Origin of the sequence: Flavobacterium rhamnosiphilum (assembly GCF_004349195.1) — a bacterium.
Taxonomy (GTDB): Bacteria; Bacteroidota; Bacteroidia; order Flavobacteriales; family Flavobacteriaceae; genus Flavobacterium; species Flavobacterium rhamnosiphilum.
Genome location: NZ_SMLG01000004.1, coordinates 139,622 through 161,009, shown reverse-complemented (window position 1 = coordinate 161,009; position 21,388 = coordinate 139,622). Strand labels below are relative to the sequence as shown.

The 21,388-nt window shown below is 33.1% G+C and carries 18 protein-coding genes and 1 other RNA gene; 9 read left to right on the top strand and 10 right to left on the bottom strand.

Annotated features, from left to right (window positions below):
- Positions 1–84: 84 nt before the first annotated feature.
- The 6 genes from E0I26_RS07200 to E0I26_RS07175 form a co-directional block, all read right to left on the bottom strand.
- Positions 85–990 carry a S66 peptidase family protein gene (locus E0I26_RS07200; protein ID WP_131915814.1) on the bottom strand — a complete coding sequence of 302 codons (906 nt, stop codon included), beginning with the start codon at positions 988–990 and terminating at the stop codon, positions 85–87.
- Positions 991–1,084: 94 nt separating this feature from the next.
- Positions 1,085–1,753, bottom strand: coding sequence for an MBL fold metallo-hydrolase (locus tag E0I26_RS07195; RefSeq protein WP_131915813.1), 669 nt, complete (start codon positions 1,751–1,753; stop codon positions 1,085–1,087).
- 60 nt (positions 1,754–1,813) lie between these two features.
- The gene (locus E0I26_RS07190) at positions 1,814–2,389 is read right to left on the bottom strand and encodes a Crp/Fnr family transcriptional regulator (RefSeq protein WP_131915812.1); all 576 of its coding nucleotides are present in this window, start codon (positions 2,387–2,389) and stop codon (positions 1,814–1,816) included.
- 218 nt (positions 2,390–2,607) lie between these two features.
- Complete coding sequence (locus tag E0I26_RS07185) at positions 2,608–3,306, bottom strand: LysE family translocator (protein ID WP_235831732.1); 699 nt, start codon at positions 3,304–3,306, stop codon at positions 2,608–2,610.
- 120 nt (positions 3,307–3,426) lie between these two features.
- A complete protein-coding gene (locus E0I26_RS07180) occupies positions 3,427–4,329 on the bottom strand; it encodes a DMT family transporter (RefSeq protein WP_131915810.1) in 903 nt (300 codons plus the stop codon).
- Positions 4,326–4,817, bottom strand: a complete 492-nt coding sequence (locus E0I26_RS07175) for a GNAT family N-acetyltransferase (RefSeq protein ID WP_131915809.1) — start codon at positions 4,815–4,817, stop codon at positions 4,326–4,328. The genes E0I26_RS07180 and E0I26_RS07175 overlap by 4 nt, the downstream gene beginning before the upstream one ends.
- 473 nt (positions 4,818–5,290) lie before the next feature.
- Here E0I26_RS07175 and lpxD point away from each other — a divergent pair, with 473 nt between their 5' ends.
- The 4 genes from lpxD to E0I26_RS07155 all read left to right on the top strand — a co-directional run bounded on the left by lpxD (position 5,291) and on the right by E0I26_RS07155 (position 9,509).
- Positions 5,291–6,289 (top strand): UDP-3-O-(3-hydroxymyristoyl)glucosamine N-acyltransferase, encoded by a 999-nt coding sequence (lpxD, locus tag E0I26_RS07170; protein WP_131915808.1) that lies wholly within the window; start codon positions 5,291–5,293, stop codon positions 6,287–6,289.
- A 165-nt stretch (positions 6,290–6,454) separates the two neighbouring features.
- Positions 6,455–8,083 (top strand): acyl-CoA carboxylase subunit beta, encoded by a 1,629-nt coding sequence (locus E0I26_RS07165; protein WP_131915807.1) that lies wholly within the window; start codon positions 6,455–6,457, stop codon positions 8,081–8,083.
- A 141-nt stretch (positions 8,084–8,224) separates the two neighbouring features.
- Entirely contained in the window at positions 8,225–8,857 is a 633-nt protein-coding gene (locus E0I26_RS07160) for a hypothetical protein (protein ID WP_131915806.1), read from the top strand.
- Positions 8,858–9,086: 229 nt separating this feature from the next.
- Positions 9,087–9,509, top strand: a complete 423-nt coding sequence (locus E0I26_RS07155; RefSeq protein WP_131915805.1) for a DoxX family protein — start codon at positions 9,087–9,089, stop codon at positions 9,507–9,509.
- A 46-nt stretch (positions 9,510–9,555) separates the two neighbouring features.
- Here the strand turns inward: E0I26_RS07155 and E0I26_RS07150 are convergent, their stop codons facing one another.
- Positions 9,556–10,605: an AMP-binding protein gene (locus E0I26_RS07150; protein ID WP_394346099.1), complete on the bottom strand. Its 1,050-nt coding sequence runs from the start codon at positions 10,603–10,605 to the stop codon at positions 9,556–9,558.
- Between the two features lie 38 nt (positions 10,606–10,643).
- On the bottom strand, positions 10,644–11,555 hold the full coding sequence (locus E0I26_RS07145; protein WP_131915804.1) for a CPBP family intramembrane glutamic endopeptidase: 912 nt from the start codon (positions 11,553–11,555) through the stop codon (positions 10,644–10,646).
- Between the two features lie 110 nt (positions 11,556–11,665).
- Between E0I26_RS07145 and E0I26_RS07140 the strand changes: the two genes are divergently transcribed.
- The 3 genes from E0I26_RS07140 (at position 11,666) to fumC (ending at position 16,536) form a co-directional block, all read left to right on the top strand.
- Positions 11,666–12,010 carry an arsenate reductase family protein gene (locus E0I26_RS07140; protein WP_131915803.1) on the top strand — a complete coding sequence of 115 codons (345 nt, stop codon included), beginning with the start codon at positions 11,666–11,668 and terminating at the stop codon, positions 12,008–12,010.
- Between the two features lie 105 nt (positions 12,011–12,115).
- Entirely contained in the window at positions 12,116–14,626 is a 2,511-nt protein-coding gene (locus tag E0I26_RS07135) for a TonB-dependent receptor domain-containing protein (RefSeq protein ID WP_317126114.1), read from the top strand.
- Between the two features lie 512 nt (positions 14,627–15,138).
- Positions 15,139–16,536, top strand: coding sequence for a class II fumarate hydratase (gene fumC, locus E0I26_RS07125; RefSeq protein WP_131915801.1), 1,398 nt, complete (start codon positions 15,139–15,141; stop codon positions 16,534–16,536).
- Positions 16,537–16,736: 200 nt separating this feature from the next.
- Here the strand turns inward: fumC and E0I26_RS07120 are convergent, their stop codons facing one another.
- Both E0I26_RS07120 and E0I26_RS07115 read right to left on the bottom strand, forming a co-directional pair.
- The gene (locus E0I26_RS07120) at positions 16,737–17,738 is read right to left on the bottom strand and encodes an LLM class flavin-dependent oxidoreductase (protein ID WP_131915800.1); all 1,002 of its coding nucleotides are present in this window, start codon (positions 17,736–17,738) and stop codon (positions 16,737–16,739) included.
- Between the two features lie 175 nt (positions 17,739–17,913).
- Positions 17,914–19,116: an NAD(P)-dependent oxidoreductase gene (locus E0I26_RS07115; RefSeq protein WP_131915799.1), complete on the bottom strand. Its 1,203-nt coding sequence runs from the start codon at positions 19,114–19,116 to the stop codon at positions 17,914–17,916.
- A 248-nt stretch (positions 19,117–19,364) separates the two neighbouring features.
- On the opposite strand from E0I26_RS07115, the gene E0I26_RS07110 reads away from it, so the two are divergent.
- The gene (locus E0I26_RS07110) at positions 19,365–20,564 is read left to right on the top strand and encodes a serine hydrolase domain-containing protein (protein WP_131915798.1); all 1,200 of its coding nucleotides are present in this window, start codon (positions 19,365–19,367) and stop codon (positions 20,562–20,564) included.
- Between the two features lie 110 nt (positions 20,565–20,674).
- Positions 20,675–21,071, top strand: a transfer-messenger RNA (tmRNA) gene (gene ssrA, locus E0I26_RS07105).
- The last annotated feature ends 317 nt before the right edge of the window (positions 21,072–21,388 follow it).

Sequence of the window (21,388 nt, the reverse complement as noted above, 5' to 3'; positions counted from 1 at the left end):
CCAACAATTGTGGGATCTTTTTACACAAAAATTCCAGTCGCTTTATTGATGCTTCCATTTAGTTTATTTGTTTTTATATTGTTTTTAATTCTTGAATTCAATTTTAATGGTATTATCATTTGAACTGATCTTTATTTCTCTGCCTAAAATTAATGCACGATTATCCTCTTGATGACCGGATGGAAAACCAAAATAAATGGGATAATCAAAAGAATTTGTCTCTTCTACTATTATTTCATTAGCAGTTTTACCATATTCGAGTGTTGAATCTTTTATATCAATCATTCCACCAACAAGTATCGCTTTTAGATTTGATAATTTTCCACTTCTCTTTAATGCAATTAGCATTCTGTCTAAATGATACAAATATTCATCAATGTCCTCAAAAAACAATATTTTATTGCTTGTGTCGATATCGGAGTTTGAACCAATTAAAGCATATAAAATTGATAAGTTCCCGCCAACTAAAATTCCTTCAACAACACTTTCAGTATTTTTATTGCTCTCATTTTTACCGATTTCATACGTTAGGGTTTCTCCAAACAATGCTCTTTTTAAGGATGTTTTAGATTCAGGGGTGCATTTGGAAATTCCTTGCAACATTACAGCATGAAGTGTTTCAATATTGAAATTGTGTATATGGTTGTGAAGAACTGTTATGTCACTATATCCAACTATCCATTTTGGATTCTTTTTAAAATTAGTAAAGTCCAATGCATCAATTATTTTCATCGTACCATATCCTCCTTTTGTAAAAATAATCGCTTTTATAGCATTGTCGTCCAGCATATTCTGCAAGTCTTCCGTTCTTTCTTGGTCTGTACCTGCAAAAAAATGATACTCATTAAAAGTGTGCTTGCCAATGACAGGAACTAAATTCCAACTTTTTAAAAGTTGAATTCCATCAACTATTTCTTCGGATTTCGTTCTTTTTGCCGTACTTACTATTCCGACTTTGTCTCCTGATTTTAAATATGGTGGAATAATCATTGTCTGTTATTTTCCTTTTGGTTTGATGGATTGTAGTATTTTTATCTATTGTTTCACAAAATTACCTGTTTTTTTTGAACGTTCATGCATTTTTCTATCCCATTTTCTCTATAAATTGTTCTAATTCGCCATTATCATACAAAACAGGTCCGTGGCCAAAACAAATAATTTTTGGTTTTAACGCATAAATTTTCTTGATAGAGACACTATTTTTTTCTTTGTCGGTTGTAAATAGATTTGGCGGTTGATTTAATCCAACAACAGTCGTAATTAAATTCATGTTCACAAGGGCATCTCCTACTATCAAAACTTTATCTCTTTCTCTGAAAAATGAAACATGCCCGTTAGAATGTCCTGGTGTTTCAATAACCGTGAAACTACCAACATTATCGCCTTCTTTAAGTATACGGGATACTTTATGACCTTTTCCAGCCCAAAATTGCTGTTGGAATCGAGCGATTAAATGATGCTTATTAGGATACTCGTTAATAACATGTCCAGATTCAGCGTTTTCTTTTTCAAATTCAGAGGTCCAAAGGGGAATGTTTAAATGATTGCAAATTATGCTACTACTGCCTTGATGGTCAGCGTGCGCATGAGTCAAAACGTGGGCAGTTATTTCATGGTTATGAATTGATTTTAAAATTTTTTTACTCGAATTACGAATGCCTGAATCAATAAGAATATCGTCAATAACATAACAATTAATGCTATTTCTGGGCATTAGTGGAATTTGGAAAACATTTTTAGCTATTTCTTTCATTTCTGTTAGTTTTTAAAACACAAAAATGAGGAACGAAAATTTATTCCTCTTTGATAAATGTTAAGAAATACTTTTTCTTATTCTGCTTAAGGATTCGGGTTCCATTCCTAAAAACGAGGCAATGTGTATTAAGGGTGTCCGTTGCACTATTTTGTCTGATGCAGTTTTCAAAAATTTAAGATATTTTTCCTTCGCAGGAATAGATTGAAGTTTTAAAAGTCTGTCGGATACACAAAGGAAGTTTTGTTCTGCTAAAATTCTCCCAACTTTTTCCCATTGAGAAATAAGACTATACAGCTCTTGCATATCTTTAAAACTAATAGACAACGTTTCTGTATTTTCTATGCATTGTATATTCTCAATAGATTTTCCTTGATGGATAAAACTTGAATAAGAGGAAACAAATCCATTGTCGCATGCCAAATACGTATTGGTTTCTTTACCGTTATTTAAATAAAAAACACGTACCAGACCATTCACGATGAAATGAATATCCGTTGAAATTTCCCCAGCAATCAGGACGTACTCTTTTTGCTTGTATTTGTTACTTCTGAATTTAGATCTAATTATTTCTATTTCAGCGTTTGTCAATTGGACAAAAGCAAGAATTTGTTTTATTAAATTATCATATCCCATCTGTTTCTAATCGTTTTCATTAATTCTGTTTTTGGCAGTAGCTATTTTTGTCCAAGTTAGTCGTTTAAAAATTCCATAATGTATTTATTCATTTCTGTTTTTTGCTTTTTGGTTGCATTATCAGTCATATCATTATGAATTGTATTTTTAAGTTTAATTATTTTTATCTTAAATTTTTCCTGCTTTTCTATTGCCAAACGATATTGGTGTCGTGTTTTCTACTTTCTATCAGTTAATGCTACTTTTATTCCAAGTCCAATCAATGTTAATCCACAAACTTTGTTTATATAAGTTGATGCTTTCTTGTTCGTTTTCAACTTGCCAAAAATAGCAGATGCAAAAGTTGCCAATATCAAACACCAAACCGTCCCCGTTGCAATAAAAGTTGTCCCTAGTGTAAGGAATGGTACTATTGTATTCTTTAAAGTAGGATCAATAAATTGAGGTAAAAATGCGATAAAAAACAAAGCAACTTTTGGATTTAAAATATTTGTAAAAATTCCGTCTCTGTATATTTTTAAATAGTCAACTGAACTACTTAATGCAATTCCATCGGTTTTAAGTTGAGATTTGTCTGTCAACATTTTGTACCCAATATACAATAGATATGCTGCTCCTGCATATTTGATTATATTAAAAAGTAAAATTGATTTTGCAATAATTAATGAAAGTCCAAATGCAGCCAAAAGAGTATGAACCACACTTCCCGTTCCAATGCCCAATGCAGAAATAATTCCTGCTTTTCGACCTTGTCCAATGCTTTTGGTCAAGATAAAGATTGTATCATTTCCTGGTGTTAAGTTTAATAAAATCCCTGCCAATAAAAATGTCTCAAAATGAATAATTCCTATCATATTAATTTGTCTGTTTATAAGGTTTCGTAACATTACTACCAAGGTCCCAACTTTAGTTTGCATTATCAAGTTGGAGATTTGTAAGCCTAAACTTCGGTTAATCACTGAACACAAAGTACAAAACCAACATTAAATTAAGCCTAGAACCCCAATCTCGCTAAGCCCGCTGTGTACCGTATTTTTTTATGTTTTATCAAGAAAATTATGTTTTGTTTCAACTGCTTTTGGGTTCATAATTATCGTTACTATCATTCCTGTAATGATAAGTAATAATAAAAATTGTTTCAAATCAAACTCCCTTTTTTCCAATACAATTTCTAAAAAATATATTGTAAAAGTAGCTAGAACATAAGGTAATCTTGCTCGTTCCACATTATACCATTTGTATAGTTGTATTGAAAGAATATAAATTCCAAACTGACTCAAAGCATACAAAACAAATATCCATATATCTGCTAAATCAAAATGAAGGTTCTCTCCATTTATAAATAATAATGCTAGACCAAATACTAAATTACTCAAACTAAATACATTACTTAGTACAATAATATTTTCTTTTCCAGCTGAGTTTTTCATAAAAATATAACCCAATGCTATTAAAATAATACTTGTAAATGCATAAAAATAACCCAATAAGTTTTCATTATAAAAATTACCTGAAAGAGTAATAAAACTCACTATAATGATCGTCCAAATAGATAACCAAAATTGTAAACTAGATTTTTTATTTTCGCTGTGATTAGAAAATAATGCAACCAAAACCAATAAAAAAGCAATGTCTAATCGTCCTAATAATGCAATGGTTGATGCGTTTAGAAAAGCAAATGAAGTCGTATAAAAATAAGAAGCAAAGCCACTTGAAAAAAAACGAAAAATTTGGGTTTTCTTATTTTGAGGAATAAGTCTATATCCTTTTATTTTTGATGCTATTATTCCAACAAATAAACAAAGAACTCCTCGATAAATCATATTTTCAGAAGTTGAATAACCTCTGTTTGACATTTCTTTTATTGTATAAATATAGGAGGATGTGGAAATAATTACTAAAAGAAAAATTCCCAATTTTAAGATATTTTTCTTTTTCATTGTTCTAAAAAATATTCAAAAAAACGACAATTATTGATTTCTTTTTCTGGAAATAGTTTAAATCCAACACTTTCTAAAAGCATTATTGATGAAATATTTTCCTTCCTAGAAGTTGCTACAATCGTCTTAAATGGTAGCTTTTTAATATACTTAAGCATGCCTTTTACCAATTCTTTGCCATAGCCTCTTCCCCAATAATTTTTTCCAATCGAGTAACCAATTTCACATTCATTTTCAGAAATAGGTTTTATCAAAAATGTGCCTATTATTTCATTATTTTCTTTTAGGTCAACGGCATATCTAAATTCTTCTTTAGATTCAAGTTTTTGAAAGGTTCTATTTAACATTTCAACAACTTCTTCAATTGTTTCAAAAGGCTTGCTTCCTCTGAATCGCATTGCTTCTTTGTCTGAATAAATCTCAAATAAAGATTTTTTGTCTTCCAAAGCTAAGTTTCTGATTTTAAGTCTATCAGTTTCTACTATCATTTTTCAATTTTAAGCGGTTTTCATAATATGGCACACAACTCGTTCATATACGCCACTCAGTTGCGTAAAGCACCCTTGTTTTGGGTGGATATGCGCCATAAACAGCTTTTTGTTTGTTGCTACAAACATAACCAATTTATCGTAAAATGATTACATTATTTCAGTAACAAATTTTTGTTGATATGAAGGGCAATTGAAACCGTCATGAAGAATAAATCTTCCTATTAGATAAAAAATCTAGTTCCTGACAACTTTAGGCAAATAATAACTTTTCGAGAAAAAAGAACATAGCAAAAGTCACTTCTCGTAATTGGAAAACAATCCAAAAACTAATTGATTTGGCAGAACCATACTGATTCTAAATTCTTGATTTTTGTTAATCTTATCATTGTTATATCATAAAACATTTGCAATTTCAACGTTAAATGATTTTATTTGGAAACGATAACAAAACCAAATCCAATCTAAACTTAATGAAATCCTACACCATTCAAGAAATAAATAAGATTCTAAAAGGAGTAATAGTCGGGAATACTTCCCAAAAAATTACTGCACCTGAGCAACTTGAAGCCGCTAATGAATCTGAAATTTCATTTATTGGAAATAAAAAATATGAAAAATTTTGGTCTGCATCCAAAGCTTGTGTAGCAGTCGTTAACGAAGACATATCTATAGAACCAGGAGAAGACAGGGCTTTCATAAAAGTAAAAAATGCTGATTTGGCAATGTCTCAAGTATTGGAGCTTTTTGCACCTCCAACTCCATTATTTACAATTGATATTCATCCCACAGCTGTAATTGACCCAACTGCAACTATTTGCAATGGCGCCAGAATTGGTGCAGGTTGTTATATAGGACCTAAAGTTATAATTGGAGATAACGCGACCATTTATCCAAATGTGACTATTCTTGACGAATGTACAATAGGAAAAAACACCGTGATTTGGTCAGGAACCGTCATTCGAGAGCGCTGTCATATTGGGAATGATTGTATTTTGCATCCCAATGCTACAATAGGTGCCGATGGTTTTGGTTTTCGTCCTGACCCACAAAGAGGTTTAGTCAAAATTCCTCAAATTGGGAATGTGATTATTGGCAACAGTGTTGAAATTGGTGCTAACACATGTGTTGATAGAGGAAAATTCAGCTCTACCGTTTTAGGTGATGGTTGTAAAATTGATAATTTAGTTCAAATAGGTCATAACAGTAAATTGGGAAAATTCTGTATTATGGCTGGAAACAGTGGACTGGCAGGATCCGTGACTTTAGGAAACGGCGTTATTATTGGCGGAAGCGCTTCTATAAAAGACCACACAACTATTGGCGATGGTGCCATAGTAGGTGCTGGTTCAGGTGTTACAGGAGATATTCCAGCCGGAAAAACTATGTTAGGATACCCAGCAGTAGAAGCTCGAGATGCTTTGAAACAATGGGCAATTTTGAAAAGACTTGTAAATGAGTCTAAAAAATAAATACTTACTTTTTTATTAAATTCATAAAAAAACAGAGATAAACTTCTGTTTTTTTGTTTTAATAGTAAACATATATTCGATTTTCTTCACAAACCAATTAAAATAATAAAATTTATTTAGTTGGATTTTGTATTTTAGCGCAAAATTTTTTAACACAATTTCATCATGGATTTGAACTTCAACAAAAACGAAGACCACAATAAACTTTTACTTTCAGCATTACGACAAAAATTAAGCATAGTCAAACTTGGAGGTGGTGAAAAACGCATCCAAAAATTACATGGTGAAGGCAAAATGACGGCACGCGAACGTATCGATTATTTATTGGATCCAAAAGCAAAATGTATAGAAATTGGAGCATTTGTTGGTGAAGGAATGTATGCAGAACATGGTGGCTGCCCATCCGGTGGAGTTGTAGTTAAAATAGGTTACATCAAAGGAAAACAATGTATTGTTGTTGCCAATGATGCTACCGTAAAAGCGGGTGCTTGGTTTCCTATAACCGCAAAGAAAAATCTGCGTGCACAGGAAATTGCAATGGAAAATCGTCTTCCAATTATCTATTTAGTGGATAGTGCAGGAGTTTATTTGCCATTACAAGATGAGATTTTCCCTGATAAAGAACATTTTGGTCGGATTTTTAGAAATAATGCCCAAATGAGCAGCATGGGAATCACCCAAATTGCTGCCGTAATGGGAAGTTGCGTTGCTGGTGGTGCCTATTTACCAATCATGAGCGATGAAGCCATGATTGTGGATAAAACGGGAAGTATTTTCTTAGCCGGAAGTTATTTAGTCAAAGCTGCCATTGGCGAAAGTATCGATAACGAAACATTAGGCGGAGCAACAACGCATTGTGAAATTTCGGGCGTTACAGATTACAAGGCCAAAGATGACAAAGACGCATTAGATAAAATAAAAAATATAGTTGACAAAATAGGTGATTTTGATAAAGCAGGTTACAGTCGAATTAAAGCCGAAAAACCCGCATTGGACGAAAAAGAAATCTATGGTGTTTTACCAAAAGCCAGAAATGAGCAGTACGATATGATGGAAATCATCAATCGTTTAGTTGATAATTCGGAATTTGAAGCGTATAAAGACGGTTACGGTCAAACCATTATTACCGGTTATGCCAGAATTGACGGTTGGGCAGTGGGAATTGTTGCCAACCAACGAAAAGTGGTGAAAACCAAAAATGGCGAAATGCAATTTGGAGGTGTAATCTACTCCGATAGTGCGGACAAAGCCACCCGTTTCATCGCTAATTGCAATCAAAAGAAAATTCCTTTAGTTTTTGTACAAGATGTTACCGGTTTTATGGTGGGATCCAAATCTGAACATGGCGGAATTATAAAAGACGGTGCCAAAATGGTAAATGCTGTATCCAATTCGGTTGTACCAAAATTCACGGTTATCGTAGGGAATTCATACGGTGCAGGGAATTATGCGATGTGTGGAAAAGCATATGACCCAAGATTAATTTTTGCTTGGCCAAGTGCGGAATTAGCCGTTATGGGAGGAACACAAGCAGCAAAAGTATTGGCACAAATTGAAGCTTCTTCACTTAAAGCAAAAGGAGAACTGGTAGATGAAACTAAAGAAAAAGAATTGTTTGATAAAATTAAAGCGAGATATGATGAACAAGTTTCACCTTATTATGCGGCTTCACGATTATGGACAGATGCAATCATCGATCCTTTAGACACCAGAACCTGGATTTCTATGGGTATAGAAGCGGCAAACCACTCTCCTATTGAGAAGAAATTTAACTTGGGTGTAATTCAAGTTTAACTACTCATTTACAGTTACTTAACTCTACATTTTGTATATTTATAATGCTTTCAGGAACCATATTAATGGTTCCTAAAAGGATTTATAATGCCCTAAAAAGTCTTAACCTAATTCGTTTTAATTATTTAAAATTAAAAGAAAATGAAAAAGATTTTGGTTTTACTAACAACACTATTTTTGTTAGTGGGGCAGTTTATATATGCACAAAATAAAACCGAAAATGCTATTTTGTCAATGGATAAGAAACCCTTTTATCTAGAATCAGGGATAAACTTATCACTGCCTGTACATATAGAAATGTATCGAAGTCACAGACTTGCTGTAGGCTTAAATGTAAGAGCTGGAAAAATAATTTCCAGAAAATTAGAACTCGGAATTCGATTCGATTATGATTACAGATTCATTAAAAAAAACAGTCGAATACTTACTCCCGAAAGTACATTGGAAGAAAGAGCTTTACACAGTAACTTTAGCTTGTTCAGCATTAAACCAAATGTTCAATTTAATTTAAATTCAAATTGGTATTGGGGAGCCGAAACCGGTGTAGGGTATGCACTTTCAGATGAAGACAGTAAAATTGGATTGGGTTTTGTAACTGAATATGCCAGTAACCAACAATTTGGATTATGCTCGGGTCTTTATTTTGGGAAGTCATTTATCATTAACGCTAAAAAAAACAAAGTAAACTTATCTATGGATTTGACTCAGTTTTTGGCTCATGGACATGCTGAAAACAGCCTTGGTTTAAGAATAAATTATCGATTCCTAAATTAAATAAGGCAACTTTAATTATTAAAAACACAAAATCATTTTTTAAAATTTAACTTCTTTACTTACGCTGCAATTATAAATTAAGATGGTATTATTAGTAGTTTATTCACAAACGCTAGATAACTATTCCTTTGAATACAGAAAATATTCAAAATTTAGTTTTCTTTAACAATTTTAAATTATTTAATTAAAAATCAGTAACTTAGTACTACATATTTTAAACTATAGTATTATGAACAGCGTAAAAAATTTAAACAAATGGGCGAATGCGCACACTTATTTAACCGTAGATTTGGTACGAATAGCACTTGGTGTATTTTTGTTTATGAAAGGAATCTCTTTTATAACGAACATCCAATATTTACATGATCTAATATCTCCAATTGACAGAATTGGTGGTGGGATGTTCCTCATTCATTACATTGCTCCAGCGCATATGGTAGGTGGTATAATGATTGCATTTGGTTTATTGACAAGATGGGCATTAATGGCGCAACTACCTATACTGATAGGTGCTATTATAGTAAATTTCATGGGAGAAATGCATTCCCAAAATTTACTTTTGGCATTACTGGTATTAGGAGTATGTGTGTTTTTCTTATTCTACGGAAGTGGGAAAAATTCAGCTGATTATTATTTTAAAATGCAGCAATAATTAAATAAAAAAGCTTCCTAAATTAACGGAAGCTTTTTTTAGTATTTTAAATACTGTCTAGAATTTCTTTGCGTTTTATCTTCCCGCTTTCAGTTTCACTAAATTTAGAAACATAAAATACTTCTTTAGGTTTTTCATATTTATCCAAACCATCAAAAATACTCTCGTCTAATATTTGATGTTCACCTTCTATAACAATAACTAATTTTTCTCCTAAAACAGCATCTTGCTTTCCAGTTACAAAAAATCTTGCGTTAATTTTATTTGATAGCTTATCCTCAATTTTCTCCGGAATTAATTTGATCCCACCACTGTTTATTACGTTATCCATACGTCCTAAAAAGACAAATTGATTTTCGCCTACGAGTTCCACTAAATCATTTGTGACAATGGATTCGTTTGAAATTTTTGATGCAGTAATCACCAGACAGTTTCTATCGTCTTGGGCAATTTTAATATTTGGCAAAATTGAAAAAGCCTCCTCACCTATCTTCTTGGCTGCAATATGAGTAATCGTCTCTGTCATACCATAGGTTTCATACACTTTCGTTTTCAATTTAGAAAGTCCTTTTTCAAGAGCATTACTCATTTTAGCTCCGCCAACAATCATCTTTTTTACATTCTTTAATGCCGATAAAGAGTTTTGAGCTTGTAAAGGAACCATGGCAACAAAATCATATTTAGTTTCATTTTGCAACATCGGATGAGAACTTGGTGCAACAAAATCAATATCAAGACCAAGAATAAAGCTCCTCACAAACATCATTTTTCCAGCGATATATTTAGTAGGCAAACAGTGTAATGCCTTATCTCCAGGTTTTAAATCGAAAAAATCACCCGTAGCGATTGCCGAATTGACCATAGCTTGTTTATCGATACGAATCAATTTTGGAGTTCCTGTAGTCCCGGAAGTATTCAATTCAATATACGATTTGTTATCAAACCAATCGAGTATAAAATCTCCCACTGATTTTTCGAACTCCTCTCCTTCTTTTATAAAACTGTACGCTACTCTGCATAAATCATTTCGATTCAAATGAAACCCATTTAGTTTAAAGAGGTTGTGGACATTATGGTACTTTATTGTATCGATCATGATTCCGTTTATTTTAAATTATTAAACCGTTTTAATGTTTAAATAGTTCCAGTTAATTTTTCTTTCCAATTAGTCCAGTTGTATTTTTTACTAAAGATAAATAAAAGTATTGGGTAAATAAGGACTACCGGTACTATTACATCTAATCCTGCTGAAGGATCCGAAATATCCTTAAAAATAGAATTGGTTTGAAATGCGGACCAATCTGACGTAACGAGTAAAGCACCAACTAAATTATTGGCTGCATGAAACCCTAAAGCGAGCTCCATTCCTTCATCCATCAACGTAATAATACCCAGTAAAAAACCTGTTCCTATATAATAAACTAATACGATATACCCTATTTTAGACACTTCAGGATTAAAAATATGCATTCCTCCAAAGATAACCGAAGTCATCAATAAAGGAAACCATTTATTCTTGGCAAGATTGGCAAATCCCTGCATCAAGTATCCCCTAAAAATATATTCTTCGGAACTGGTTTGAATAGGAATTAGAAGTACACTTATAACTACTAAAATTGCAAATGGAATTGGTTTAAAATTGACTACAAAATCGCTGGGATTAGAAAAATAGAATAGCAATGTGGACACAATTGTAAAAACTGACCAAATGAAAAAAGAAAATCCAACTCTTTTCCAATCTATTTTGTCTCTTGATGTTGTTATCGAAAGCATCGTTTGTCCGTGCAAATAACGTATTATTAACACAATGCCAAGCATAATAAAAACGAATGAAATCAGTATTAAAAACAAAGTCAAATTAGAGTCAAAAAACCGCATTACTGCCTCATTACTTGTTGGATATGCCTTCCCATTAAAAGATGTTTCATACAAAACCCCTAGCAAAAGTGGTACCTGCCCAACAAATGAAGCGAAAATTATAAGCAACGAACCTACGATATATTTCCAAAACTTATTTTCTGATTTTATTCCTTGTTCTATAAACATCTATTTTTCGTTTAGTTTTTATACTTAATTAGTTTAGCAAATGTTACTTTTGTTACATCATTGAAAATCCTTGATATACCAATTTACAGTAACCTAATATATTAATAAATATGATACAAATATACCATAATTCACGCTGCGGAAAATCCAGAAATTGTCTGGCATTTGTAGAAAAATCAGAAAAAGAGTTTGAAGTCATCAATTATTTGACAAACCCTCCTTCATTTGAAGAGTTGTTTGCTATCATTCAAAAACTAAATATAAAACCTATTGAATTAGTTCGCCAAAAAGAAAAAATTTGGATAGAAAATTTTAAAGACCAAGAAATGAATGATGAACAAATTATTCAAGCTATGATCTCTAATCCCATTCTAATTGAAAGACCCATTGTAATCAATGGAAATACAGCAATTATAGGCCGAGAATTAGACAAAGTAGCAACTTTTATTTTATAAAATCTCGAATTTTTTAATTAACATTTTTTTGTGATTTCTAGTGTTAAACCAAATTCTACTTTTACAATCTAAAGTTTGTAACCAAAGTTTTTTAAAATGAAAAAAATGAAATCCGTTTTAATTCTTGTTCTCTTTTTTACAACCCTGTTCAGTTTTGCTCAACAAGGTTCGAACCCAAAAATTAAAATTACCGGAAAAGTGCTTGAAAAAATAAGCAAGCAACCACTTGAATACGCGACAATCACTTTTTTAATTCCCAATAACCCAAAACCAGTTGCTGGAGGTATTACAAATCCAAAAGGAGAGTTTGATATTGAGATTAAGCCCGGTATTTACGATATAAAAATTGAATTCATCTCTTTCAAACTGAATGAAATCAAACAGAAAAACCTTAAAGTAAGTACTAATTTAGGTGTAATCAGTTTAGAAGAAGACGCCAATCAATTGAATGAGGTTGTTATTCGTTCCGAAAAAACGACCGTTGAAATCAAATTAGACAAAAAAGTATACAACGTAGGAAATGATCTTATGGTTAAGGGCGGAACTGTAAGTGATGTTTTAGATAACATTCCTTCTGTTGCGGTAGATGTTGAAGGAAATGTAAGTCTTCGTGGAAACGAAAACGTAAGAGTACTTATTGATGGAAAACCATCAAATGCCATTAATATTGCTGAAGCGTTGCGATTAATTCCTGCCGATGCGATTGACAAAGTAGAAGTTATTACCAATCCATCTGCAAGATATGATGCCGAAGGTGGTGGTGGTTTATTAAACATTATCTTGAAAAACGGAAAAAATCAAGGTTTAAACGGAACTTTTATAGCTTCAACAGGCTATCCTGAAACGTATGGTTTAAGCGGTACATTAAATTACAAATCCAAAAACTTTAATCTTTTCACTACTCAGGGATACAATGATCGTAGTAATCCCGGAAATGCATTTACAGATTCAAGATATTTAAATGCTGATAATACGACCAAAAATTATGTAAATGAAACAAGAGAGAACGAAAGAGATAATAAAGGATATAATGGAAACTTTGGAATGGAATGGTATCTAAGTGAGACTCTTTCATGGACTAATACCTTCAACTATCGAAAAAGTAATGGCGACAATGTAGATAACGTTTTCCAAAATAATTTTAAAAGAGACAATACTTTTGATTACACTCGTAATCGTATCAATTTAGAAAATAGCGACAGTGAGAATGTAGAATTTGCAACTAACTTCACTAAGAAATTTAAAAAAGACGGTCATAAATTAACCATTGACGGTTCCTTTTCTACAAACGACGATGTAAATGATGCTATAATTACCGATAGAGCTACAAATACAAATGTGGTGAAATTTGACAATACCATCAACAATCAAACTCAAAGCAGAAATTTACTTCAAATGGATTATGTATTGCCTTTTGGAAAAGGAAGCCAGTTTGAAGCAGGATATCGTGGTGATTTCTCAGAATTACTTACGGATTATCGGGTTGAAAATGACGGAGTAATCAATAAAAATTTTACAAACACATTAGAATACAAGGAAAAGGTAAATGCGATTTATACGCAATATGGTTTAAAAATCAATAAATTCTCGGCACTTTTCGGATTGCGTTTTGAGGATTCCAATATTGAAATCAATCAACTAGCAACCAATGATTTCAACACTAAAAAGTACAATAACTTTTTTCCAAGTGCTTTCTTTACTTATGAAATATCAGACAAAAGCAGCGCTTCTGTAAGCTATAGCCGAAGAATTCAAAGACCTAGAGGAAGAATGTTGAACCCGTTCAGCAACTTGTCCAGTAACATCAATATTTTTGTTGGAAATCCAGATTTAGATCCAGCATTTTCTGATGCAATTGATTTTGGTTACATTAAAAGATGGGAGAAATTAACCTTCAATACTTCCTTATACGTAAATAAAACAACAGATGTTTTTCAATTTGCAAGAAGAGAATCAGGTGATTTTATTGTCACTGTTGTCGACGGTAAAGATACGGTTGTCAATGGTGAGGTAACACAAATTAATGGTGGTGAAGATACACGTATTCCTATTATCATTAGTTCACCTATTAACTTAGCTACAGAATATAGAGTAGGATTTGAATTCACGTTAAATTATTCTCCTTTCAAATGGTGGAAATTAAACAGTAACTTCAATTTCTTCAGAAACGAAACTCAAGGAGATTTTACGTATACAGATTTTAAAAATAATGAAATTGTACAAAATTTTGATAACACAGCCACTTCATGGTCCACAAGACTAACCTCTAAAATTTCGTTACCATACAAAATTGACTGGCAAACTAATGCCTCTTATAATGGTCCACAAAATAATGCACAAGGAAGAAGTTTAGGAGTTTTTGCAGCAAACATAGCATTCAGTAAAGACGTCTTAAAAGACAAAGGAACACTTTCGTTCAACGTTAGTGATGTATTCAATTCCAGAAAAAGAATGATGGAAAGTAACCTTCCAGGAATTGTAAGTTCTTACAGTGAAATGCAATGGAGAGAAAGACAGTTTAGCCTATCGTTTACGTATCGTTTTAACAAACAGAAAAACGAAAAAGAACAACCTAAACGAAATCAAAATGAAAATGAAGGTGATTTTCAAGGATAAAAAAATAAGGACTCGTGAAAACGGGTCCTTTCTCTTTTTATACAAAAAGTAAAATATTAGATAGTAATAAGCATAAAAAAAGGACTCATTTTCATGAATCCTTTTTTTATTTAACAAACAGATTAAACTGATTGTTCTTTCTTTGCTTTTCTTTCTTTATACATTTCCCATAGAGCACCGCCAATCCAATATTGAACGAAACCTACAAGAAAAAACATTAACCAAAATCCTATAGTAAGAATGGTTAAGAAAAGTAAAAAGCCTAAGTACTGTGAAAATTCAAACATGTTTTCCGGAATTTTTGAATGTAGCCACAAATGTAAGTTTAATTCCTTTTCGCACCAATAAAAAAACATAAAAACTACCAATCAATTTTTATAAAAAAGGAATTATCCGTATTTTTGAGCTCAATTTTTAAAGTTAAAAGTTATAGGTTAAGAGTTAAACGTCTTTCGATAGCGCCTACTCTTATCACATAACCTTTAACGTATAACACATAACTTTCAAAAAAAATGAAATTCAGAATAGAAAAAGACACCATGGGTGAAGTGCAGGTTCCAGCTGATAAATATTGGGGTGCACAAACAGAACGTTCAAGAAATAACTTCAAAATAGGTCCATCGGCTTCCATGCCAAAAGAAATTATTGAAGGTTTTGCGTATCTTAAAAAAGCTGCGGCTTATGCCAATTGTGATTTAGGTGTTTTACCAGTCGAAAAACGTGACGCCATTGGTGCTGTTTGTGACGAAATTCTAGCTGGAAAATTGGATGATGAATTCCCATTGGTAATTTGGCAAACTGGTTCAGGTACGCAAAGTAACATGAACGTAAATGAAGTAGTTGCAAATCGTGCGCAAGTATTAAAAGGTTTCAACATTGGCGAAGGCGAGCAATTCATCAAAGCCAATGATGATGTAAATAAATCACAATCTTCAAATGACACCTTCCCTACCGGAATGCACATTGCGGCTTACAAAGCTGTTGTAGAAATCACGATTCCAGGTGTTGAAAAATTGAGAGATACACTTCATGCCAAAGCAGTTGAATTCAACAATGTAGTTAAAATTGGTCGTACGCATTTAATGGATGCTACGCCACTTACATTAGGACAAGAAATTTCAGGTTATGTAGCGCAATTAAACTACGGTTTGAAAGCCGTTAAAAATACTTTGGCACACTTATCAGAAGTGGCTTTAGGAGGAACAGCGGTAGGAACAGGATTGAATACTCCTGATGGATACGATGTAAAAGTTGCCGAATATATCGCTGAATTTACAGGACATCCATTCGTAACTGCCGAAAATAAATTTGAAGCTTTAGCAGCACATGATGCCATCGTAGAAACGCACGGAGCCTTAAAACAACTGGCAGTTTCATTGAATAAAATTGCCAATGATGTACGAATGTTGGCTTCAGGACCACGTTCAGGAATCGGAGAAATCCTTATTCCGGAAAATGAGCCGGGCTCTTCAATCATGCCAGGAAAAGTAAACCCAACACAATGTGAAGCATTAACGATGGTTTGCGCACAAGTTATGGGGAATGATGTTGCCATTTCTGTTGGTGGAATGCAAGGTCATTATGAATTGAATGTTTTCAAACCATTGATGGCTGCAAACTTCTTGCAATCAGCGAGATTACTTGGTGATGCTTGTATGTCATTTGACGAACATTGCGCTCAAGGTATTGCACCTAACTACAAACGAATTAAAGAATTAGTTGACAATTCATTGATGTTAGTTACCGCTTTGAACACTAAAATTGGGTATTACAAATCTGCTGAGATTGCTCAAACTGCACATAAAAACGGGACAACATTGAAAGAAGAAGCAGTACGTTTAGGATACGTGACTCCAGAAGATTTTGATGCTTGGGTAAAACCGGAAGATATGGTGGGAAGCCTTAAATAATCATACATTTTGATTTATAAAGTAAAACCTGCAATGTAACGTTGCAGGTTTTCTTGTTTTAAATTTATCTATCGATAGCAAAATTAAATAATTGAGGCATTTCTTAAATGAACTTACATTCCTTATATGTTGAAAATTTTAAACCATATAAGGAATGTAAGTTCATTTAAGTTAAAAAAATAGCACCGCAAATTCCATCCTTAATTCATAGTATCCATTACTTCCTTCATGATTCGAATGCTTTTCAATTTATCCTGATGATTAAAAATTGGACTGGTAATCATCAATTCATCAATAAGTGTATATTTAATAAATTGTTTCAATTCTGTTTCCAATTTCTTTTTACTTCCCACAAATGAACAAGAAGTCATTTGATTTACATGAAAATGTTCTTCTTCGCTCATAATACCATCGATCGAATCAACAGGCGGCTGTAACGGTTTTCTATCATTCCGAATCAAATTCAAGAACATTTGAGTCAAACTGGTCGACAACTTTTCGGCTTCTTCGTCGGTATCGGCAGCTATTGCGTTTACACATGCTATCGTTTTGGGTTGGTCTAAATATTCCGAAGGTTTAAAATTATCTCGATAAAATTGAAATGCCTGATACATTTGTTTCGGTGCAAAATGTCCCGCAAAGGCATATGGCAATCCATTGGCAGCAGCCAAAGCAGCACTATCCATACTGGAACCTAAAATCCAGATGGGAACTTTAGTCCCTTCTGCAGGAAAAGCTCTCACTTTTGCAGTAGCATTATCCTCTGAGAAAAATTCCTGAAGAGCCGCAACATTTTCAGGAAATCGCTGTGATTGCTCGAAGAAATCTTTCCGAATCGCTTGTGCAGTTAATCCATCCGTTCCCGGCGCTCTTCCTAATCCTAAATCAATCCGATTGGGATATAGTGTTTCAAGCGTACCAAATTGTTCCGCAATAATTAACGGAGCATGATTCGGTAACATGATACCACCAGAACCTACTCGGATATTCTGGGTTTGACTGGCTATATAACCAATCAAAACAACTGTGGCAGAACTCGCTACGTGCGCCATATTATGATGTTCGGCTAACCAAAATCGTTTATAACTTAAACCGTCAGCCAGTTGCGCCAGTTCTTTTGTTTTTTGCAATGTTTCGCTTGCATTGCTATCTTCGGTAATTATCGCTAATTCTAATAGGGAAATCGGAATATTTTTTTCCATTATAAATTTCAAATTTGGAACAAAATTAGGCAATTACACAAGCTCCTTAAATTCTCAGCTGTTAATTGATTTATAATATTTCAAAACCAAGCCATTTCCTAGCCTATAAATTTCCATAAAAAAACCTGCAACGTTACATTGCAGGTCTATCTATCTTTTAGTAAAGAAACAGCATTTATTTCCCGTCGACGTAATCTTGTAAATAACTAAATCTTGGAGTCAGTTTTCCTTTTTCGGTGATTTTGGCTCTTTGCAAAATCCCTTCTTTGTCTCCATTGAAAAAAGCCGGAATTACATGTTCCATAAACATTTCACCAAAACCTTCGCTGGCATCTTTTGGCAACTCACATGGCAAATTATCAACCGCCATAACTACAATTGCCGCAGGATGAAAAACATCAACTTCTTTATCTTCACTTGGTAAATACCCGTATAAAGGTTCCGCAATTGTTGATGATCTGAGCGTACATGCAATTGGACCATTAACATCACAGGAAACATCTGCAACGACTTTGATTTTGCAATCTTTGGACTGTAGCATTTCACGGGTAAGAATTACTGGAGCTTCATTGGCATGAAAATGTCCCGTAATATAAATATCCGAAACTTTAGTGAATCGTTCAAAATCAGAAATATATTCCTGTGGATTGTCATAAAAATCCGTAAAATCCAATACTTGACCGTCTTTACGTTTGTTGTATTCCAATACATCAATTTGGGTATAAACAGGTTGTGTGTAGTTCTTTGTCAAATAATTTTCAACAGAAACTTCTTTTATTTTTATGGCATCCAAAATTTCTTTTGCCCCATTACCAACTTTTCCTCTACCTGTAATCACGAATTTCAAAGGTGGCAACACCAATCGTTTTAAATGCTCAATTAAAGCCTCTTTTCCCGAAAGTGTTTCTGCTTTTGGCAATTTAAATAATTCGAATTTTATTCCAAAAGCTCTTATACTATTATAGGCACCAACAATTCCAGCATAACGTCCAAAACCAATTAACCTGCGATTATGAGAATCAACAATGGTTTCATGATCGTATAAATCAATATTTTTTTCTAAAATGGCTTGCAATAACTTTCTATTATAAGGCTGCTTTTTTATGGTATGCGAGAAAAAGAAGTACGCTTTATTAGGAATTAAATCTTCTACCGGAACTTCTTTTACCCCAAATAAAACATCACAATCACTGATATCATTGGTTACTTCAATTCCTAAGTTTTTATATTGTTCATCCGTAAAAACCCGAATATCGGAACTTTCTACTTTTATAGAAGCACCTTGATATAGCTGTTTTAATCTGGCCAATTCATTTGGTGAGAAAATAACTCTTCTGTCAGGCGGGTTTTTTCTTTCTTTTAAAATTCCGAGTTTCATATTTTTATGCTTTTGATTTGGTTTTATTATAACTTTATTTGGTTTATTTGTTACAAATATAACAATTTAAACCAAATTGAATTTATTTTTTTAATAAAATACACAAGCCAGAAACTACTAGTAGCTGATGCACAAAATAATACAAAAATGGTTCTGCCTAAGTACTGATAAAATAGTGTTAAGGTTTCGAAAAAACAATGCCTCAAAAGACATTGATTCTATATATTTGCCTTTCTAGTACCACAGAAATGAATTTTATAAAAAAAACAAATATACTACATATATTCCTCCTCTTTTTGGTTTTGAGTTCTTGCAATAAGGAGAAAAAGAAAATAGAATTAAGTGATGCCCAACTCCCTAAGAGTACATTGCCTAAGATGAAGCCGTTAAGCAAACCAGAGACAAAATTAACAGCCGAATACATTAATTCAAAAAAAGCATCCATTGACGCTTTTTACAAAAAAAACTGGCCCAATAATAGTGCAAACGGAAGTTTTCTGGTTGCTAAAAATGGTCAAATTATTTATGAAAAATACGAAGGCTACTCTAATTTCAGAGATAAAACATTAATAACTAAATCTACTCCTCTACATATTGCCTCTGTGAGTAAAGTGATTACGGCAACCGCTATTTTAAAATTAATAAATGCGAAAAGAATTGACTTGGATCAAAAGGTGAATACCATCCTAAAAGAGTTTCCTTATCCGGACGTTACGATAAAAACATTACTGAACCACAGAAGCGGCATGCGTAATTATGCTTATTTTACGGATCGCGACAAAACGATTTGGGATAGGCATAACATACTTACCAATCAAGATATCCTGACTATCATGGCAACAAAGGATATTGGTTTAGAATTTAAAACCGACACCCGTTTTAGTTATTGCAATACTAATTATGCCATGTTGGCATTAATAATTGAAAAAATCACAAAACTCCCTTACAAAGATGCCATGAAACAAATCATTTTTGAACCATTAGGCATGAAAAATACCTATGTTTTTGATTATGAAAGAGATAAAGACACCGCTGTAACTTCCTATAAAGGAAATAAAGTTGAAATTGGAAAAGATTACTTAGATGCGGTTTACGGAGACAAAAATATCTATTCCACACCACGTGATTTATTAAAATTTGACAGAGCCAGAAATAGTTCCACTTTCCTAACACCAAAGTTGCTAAGTCTAGTATATAAAGGATATAGTAATGAGCGCAAAGGCACTAAAAACTATGGTCTTGGCATCAGAATGGTCAATTGGGAGACAGGGCAAAATTTTTATTTTCACAACGGTTGGTGGCATGGCAACACATCGGCTTATATTACTTTGAGAAAAGAAAGCGTTACCATTATTGCATTATCCAATAAATTTACCCGAAAAACATATGACGTTAGGAAATTAGCCGTTTTATTTGGGGACTATCCATTCAAATTAAAAGACGAATAAAAAAAGGAATGATTTTTGAAATAGAGTTGGTAGTTTAGCACTACTAATTCAAGTTTAAAAGTGTACATTTGCAAACTCAAAATTCAAGTTTGGATTTTGAAATAAAAAAGGGGGTCGACTGGTTTTGACAGCAAGTCGAATTGAGAAGTAAGCACGTCGAGAACTGGGACAATTCTCGTTAATAAAAGGTTTCAAAACACATACACGGCGAAGGAAACTACGCTCTTGCTGCATAATCTGAATCATAGTAAGATTAGCCTCGTTCCTATCAGATAGGAAAGCAGGATTTACCTCGAAAGCTTTGGTTTATAGCGGTCGATAAAGGTGAATCGTAAATTTAAACCTAGATTTTCATAAGCTTCGGGTGGATTTCGAAATTAAGAAGATAAGTATTGTGTGGCTGTTTCTGGCCTAGCACACTATCGAAAACCCAATCAGGAAATAAACGCGTAGAAAGCTTTTTAGTTGCTTGTTTGGACCCGGGTTCGATTCCCGGCGACTCCACAAATTCATTTTCAATTGAAGCCAAAAGCCTGTAAATCTTAGGATTTACAGGCTTTTTCATTTTTACTAATTTCAAAAATCATCATTAAATCATAATCGTAAGGATGCAAATTCGGTTACCCAATAAAAAATAATTTTTAGGTCCCCGAATTTCAAACGTGACCTTGTCTAACAAATAATTTAAATAATGAACATCTTGACAACAGAAAATTTAGAATTAAGCGGTTCTCGATACTTTTTCTGTTCCGTTTTACTCCACAAAAAAACACTACCATTGACGTTTTTTACTATGCTGGGCTTCAACTGCGCTCAGCCTGACA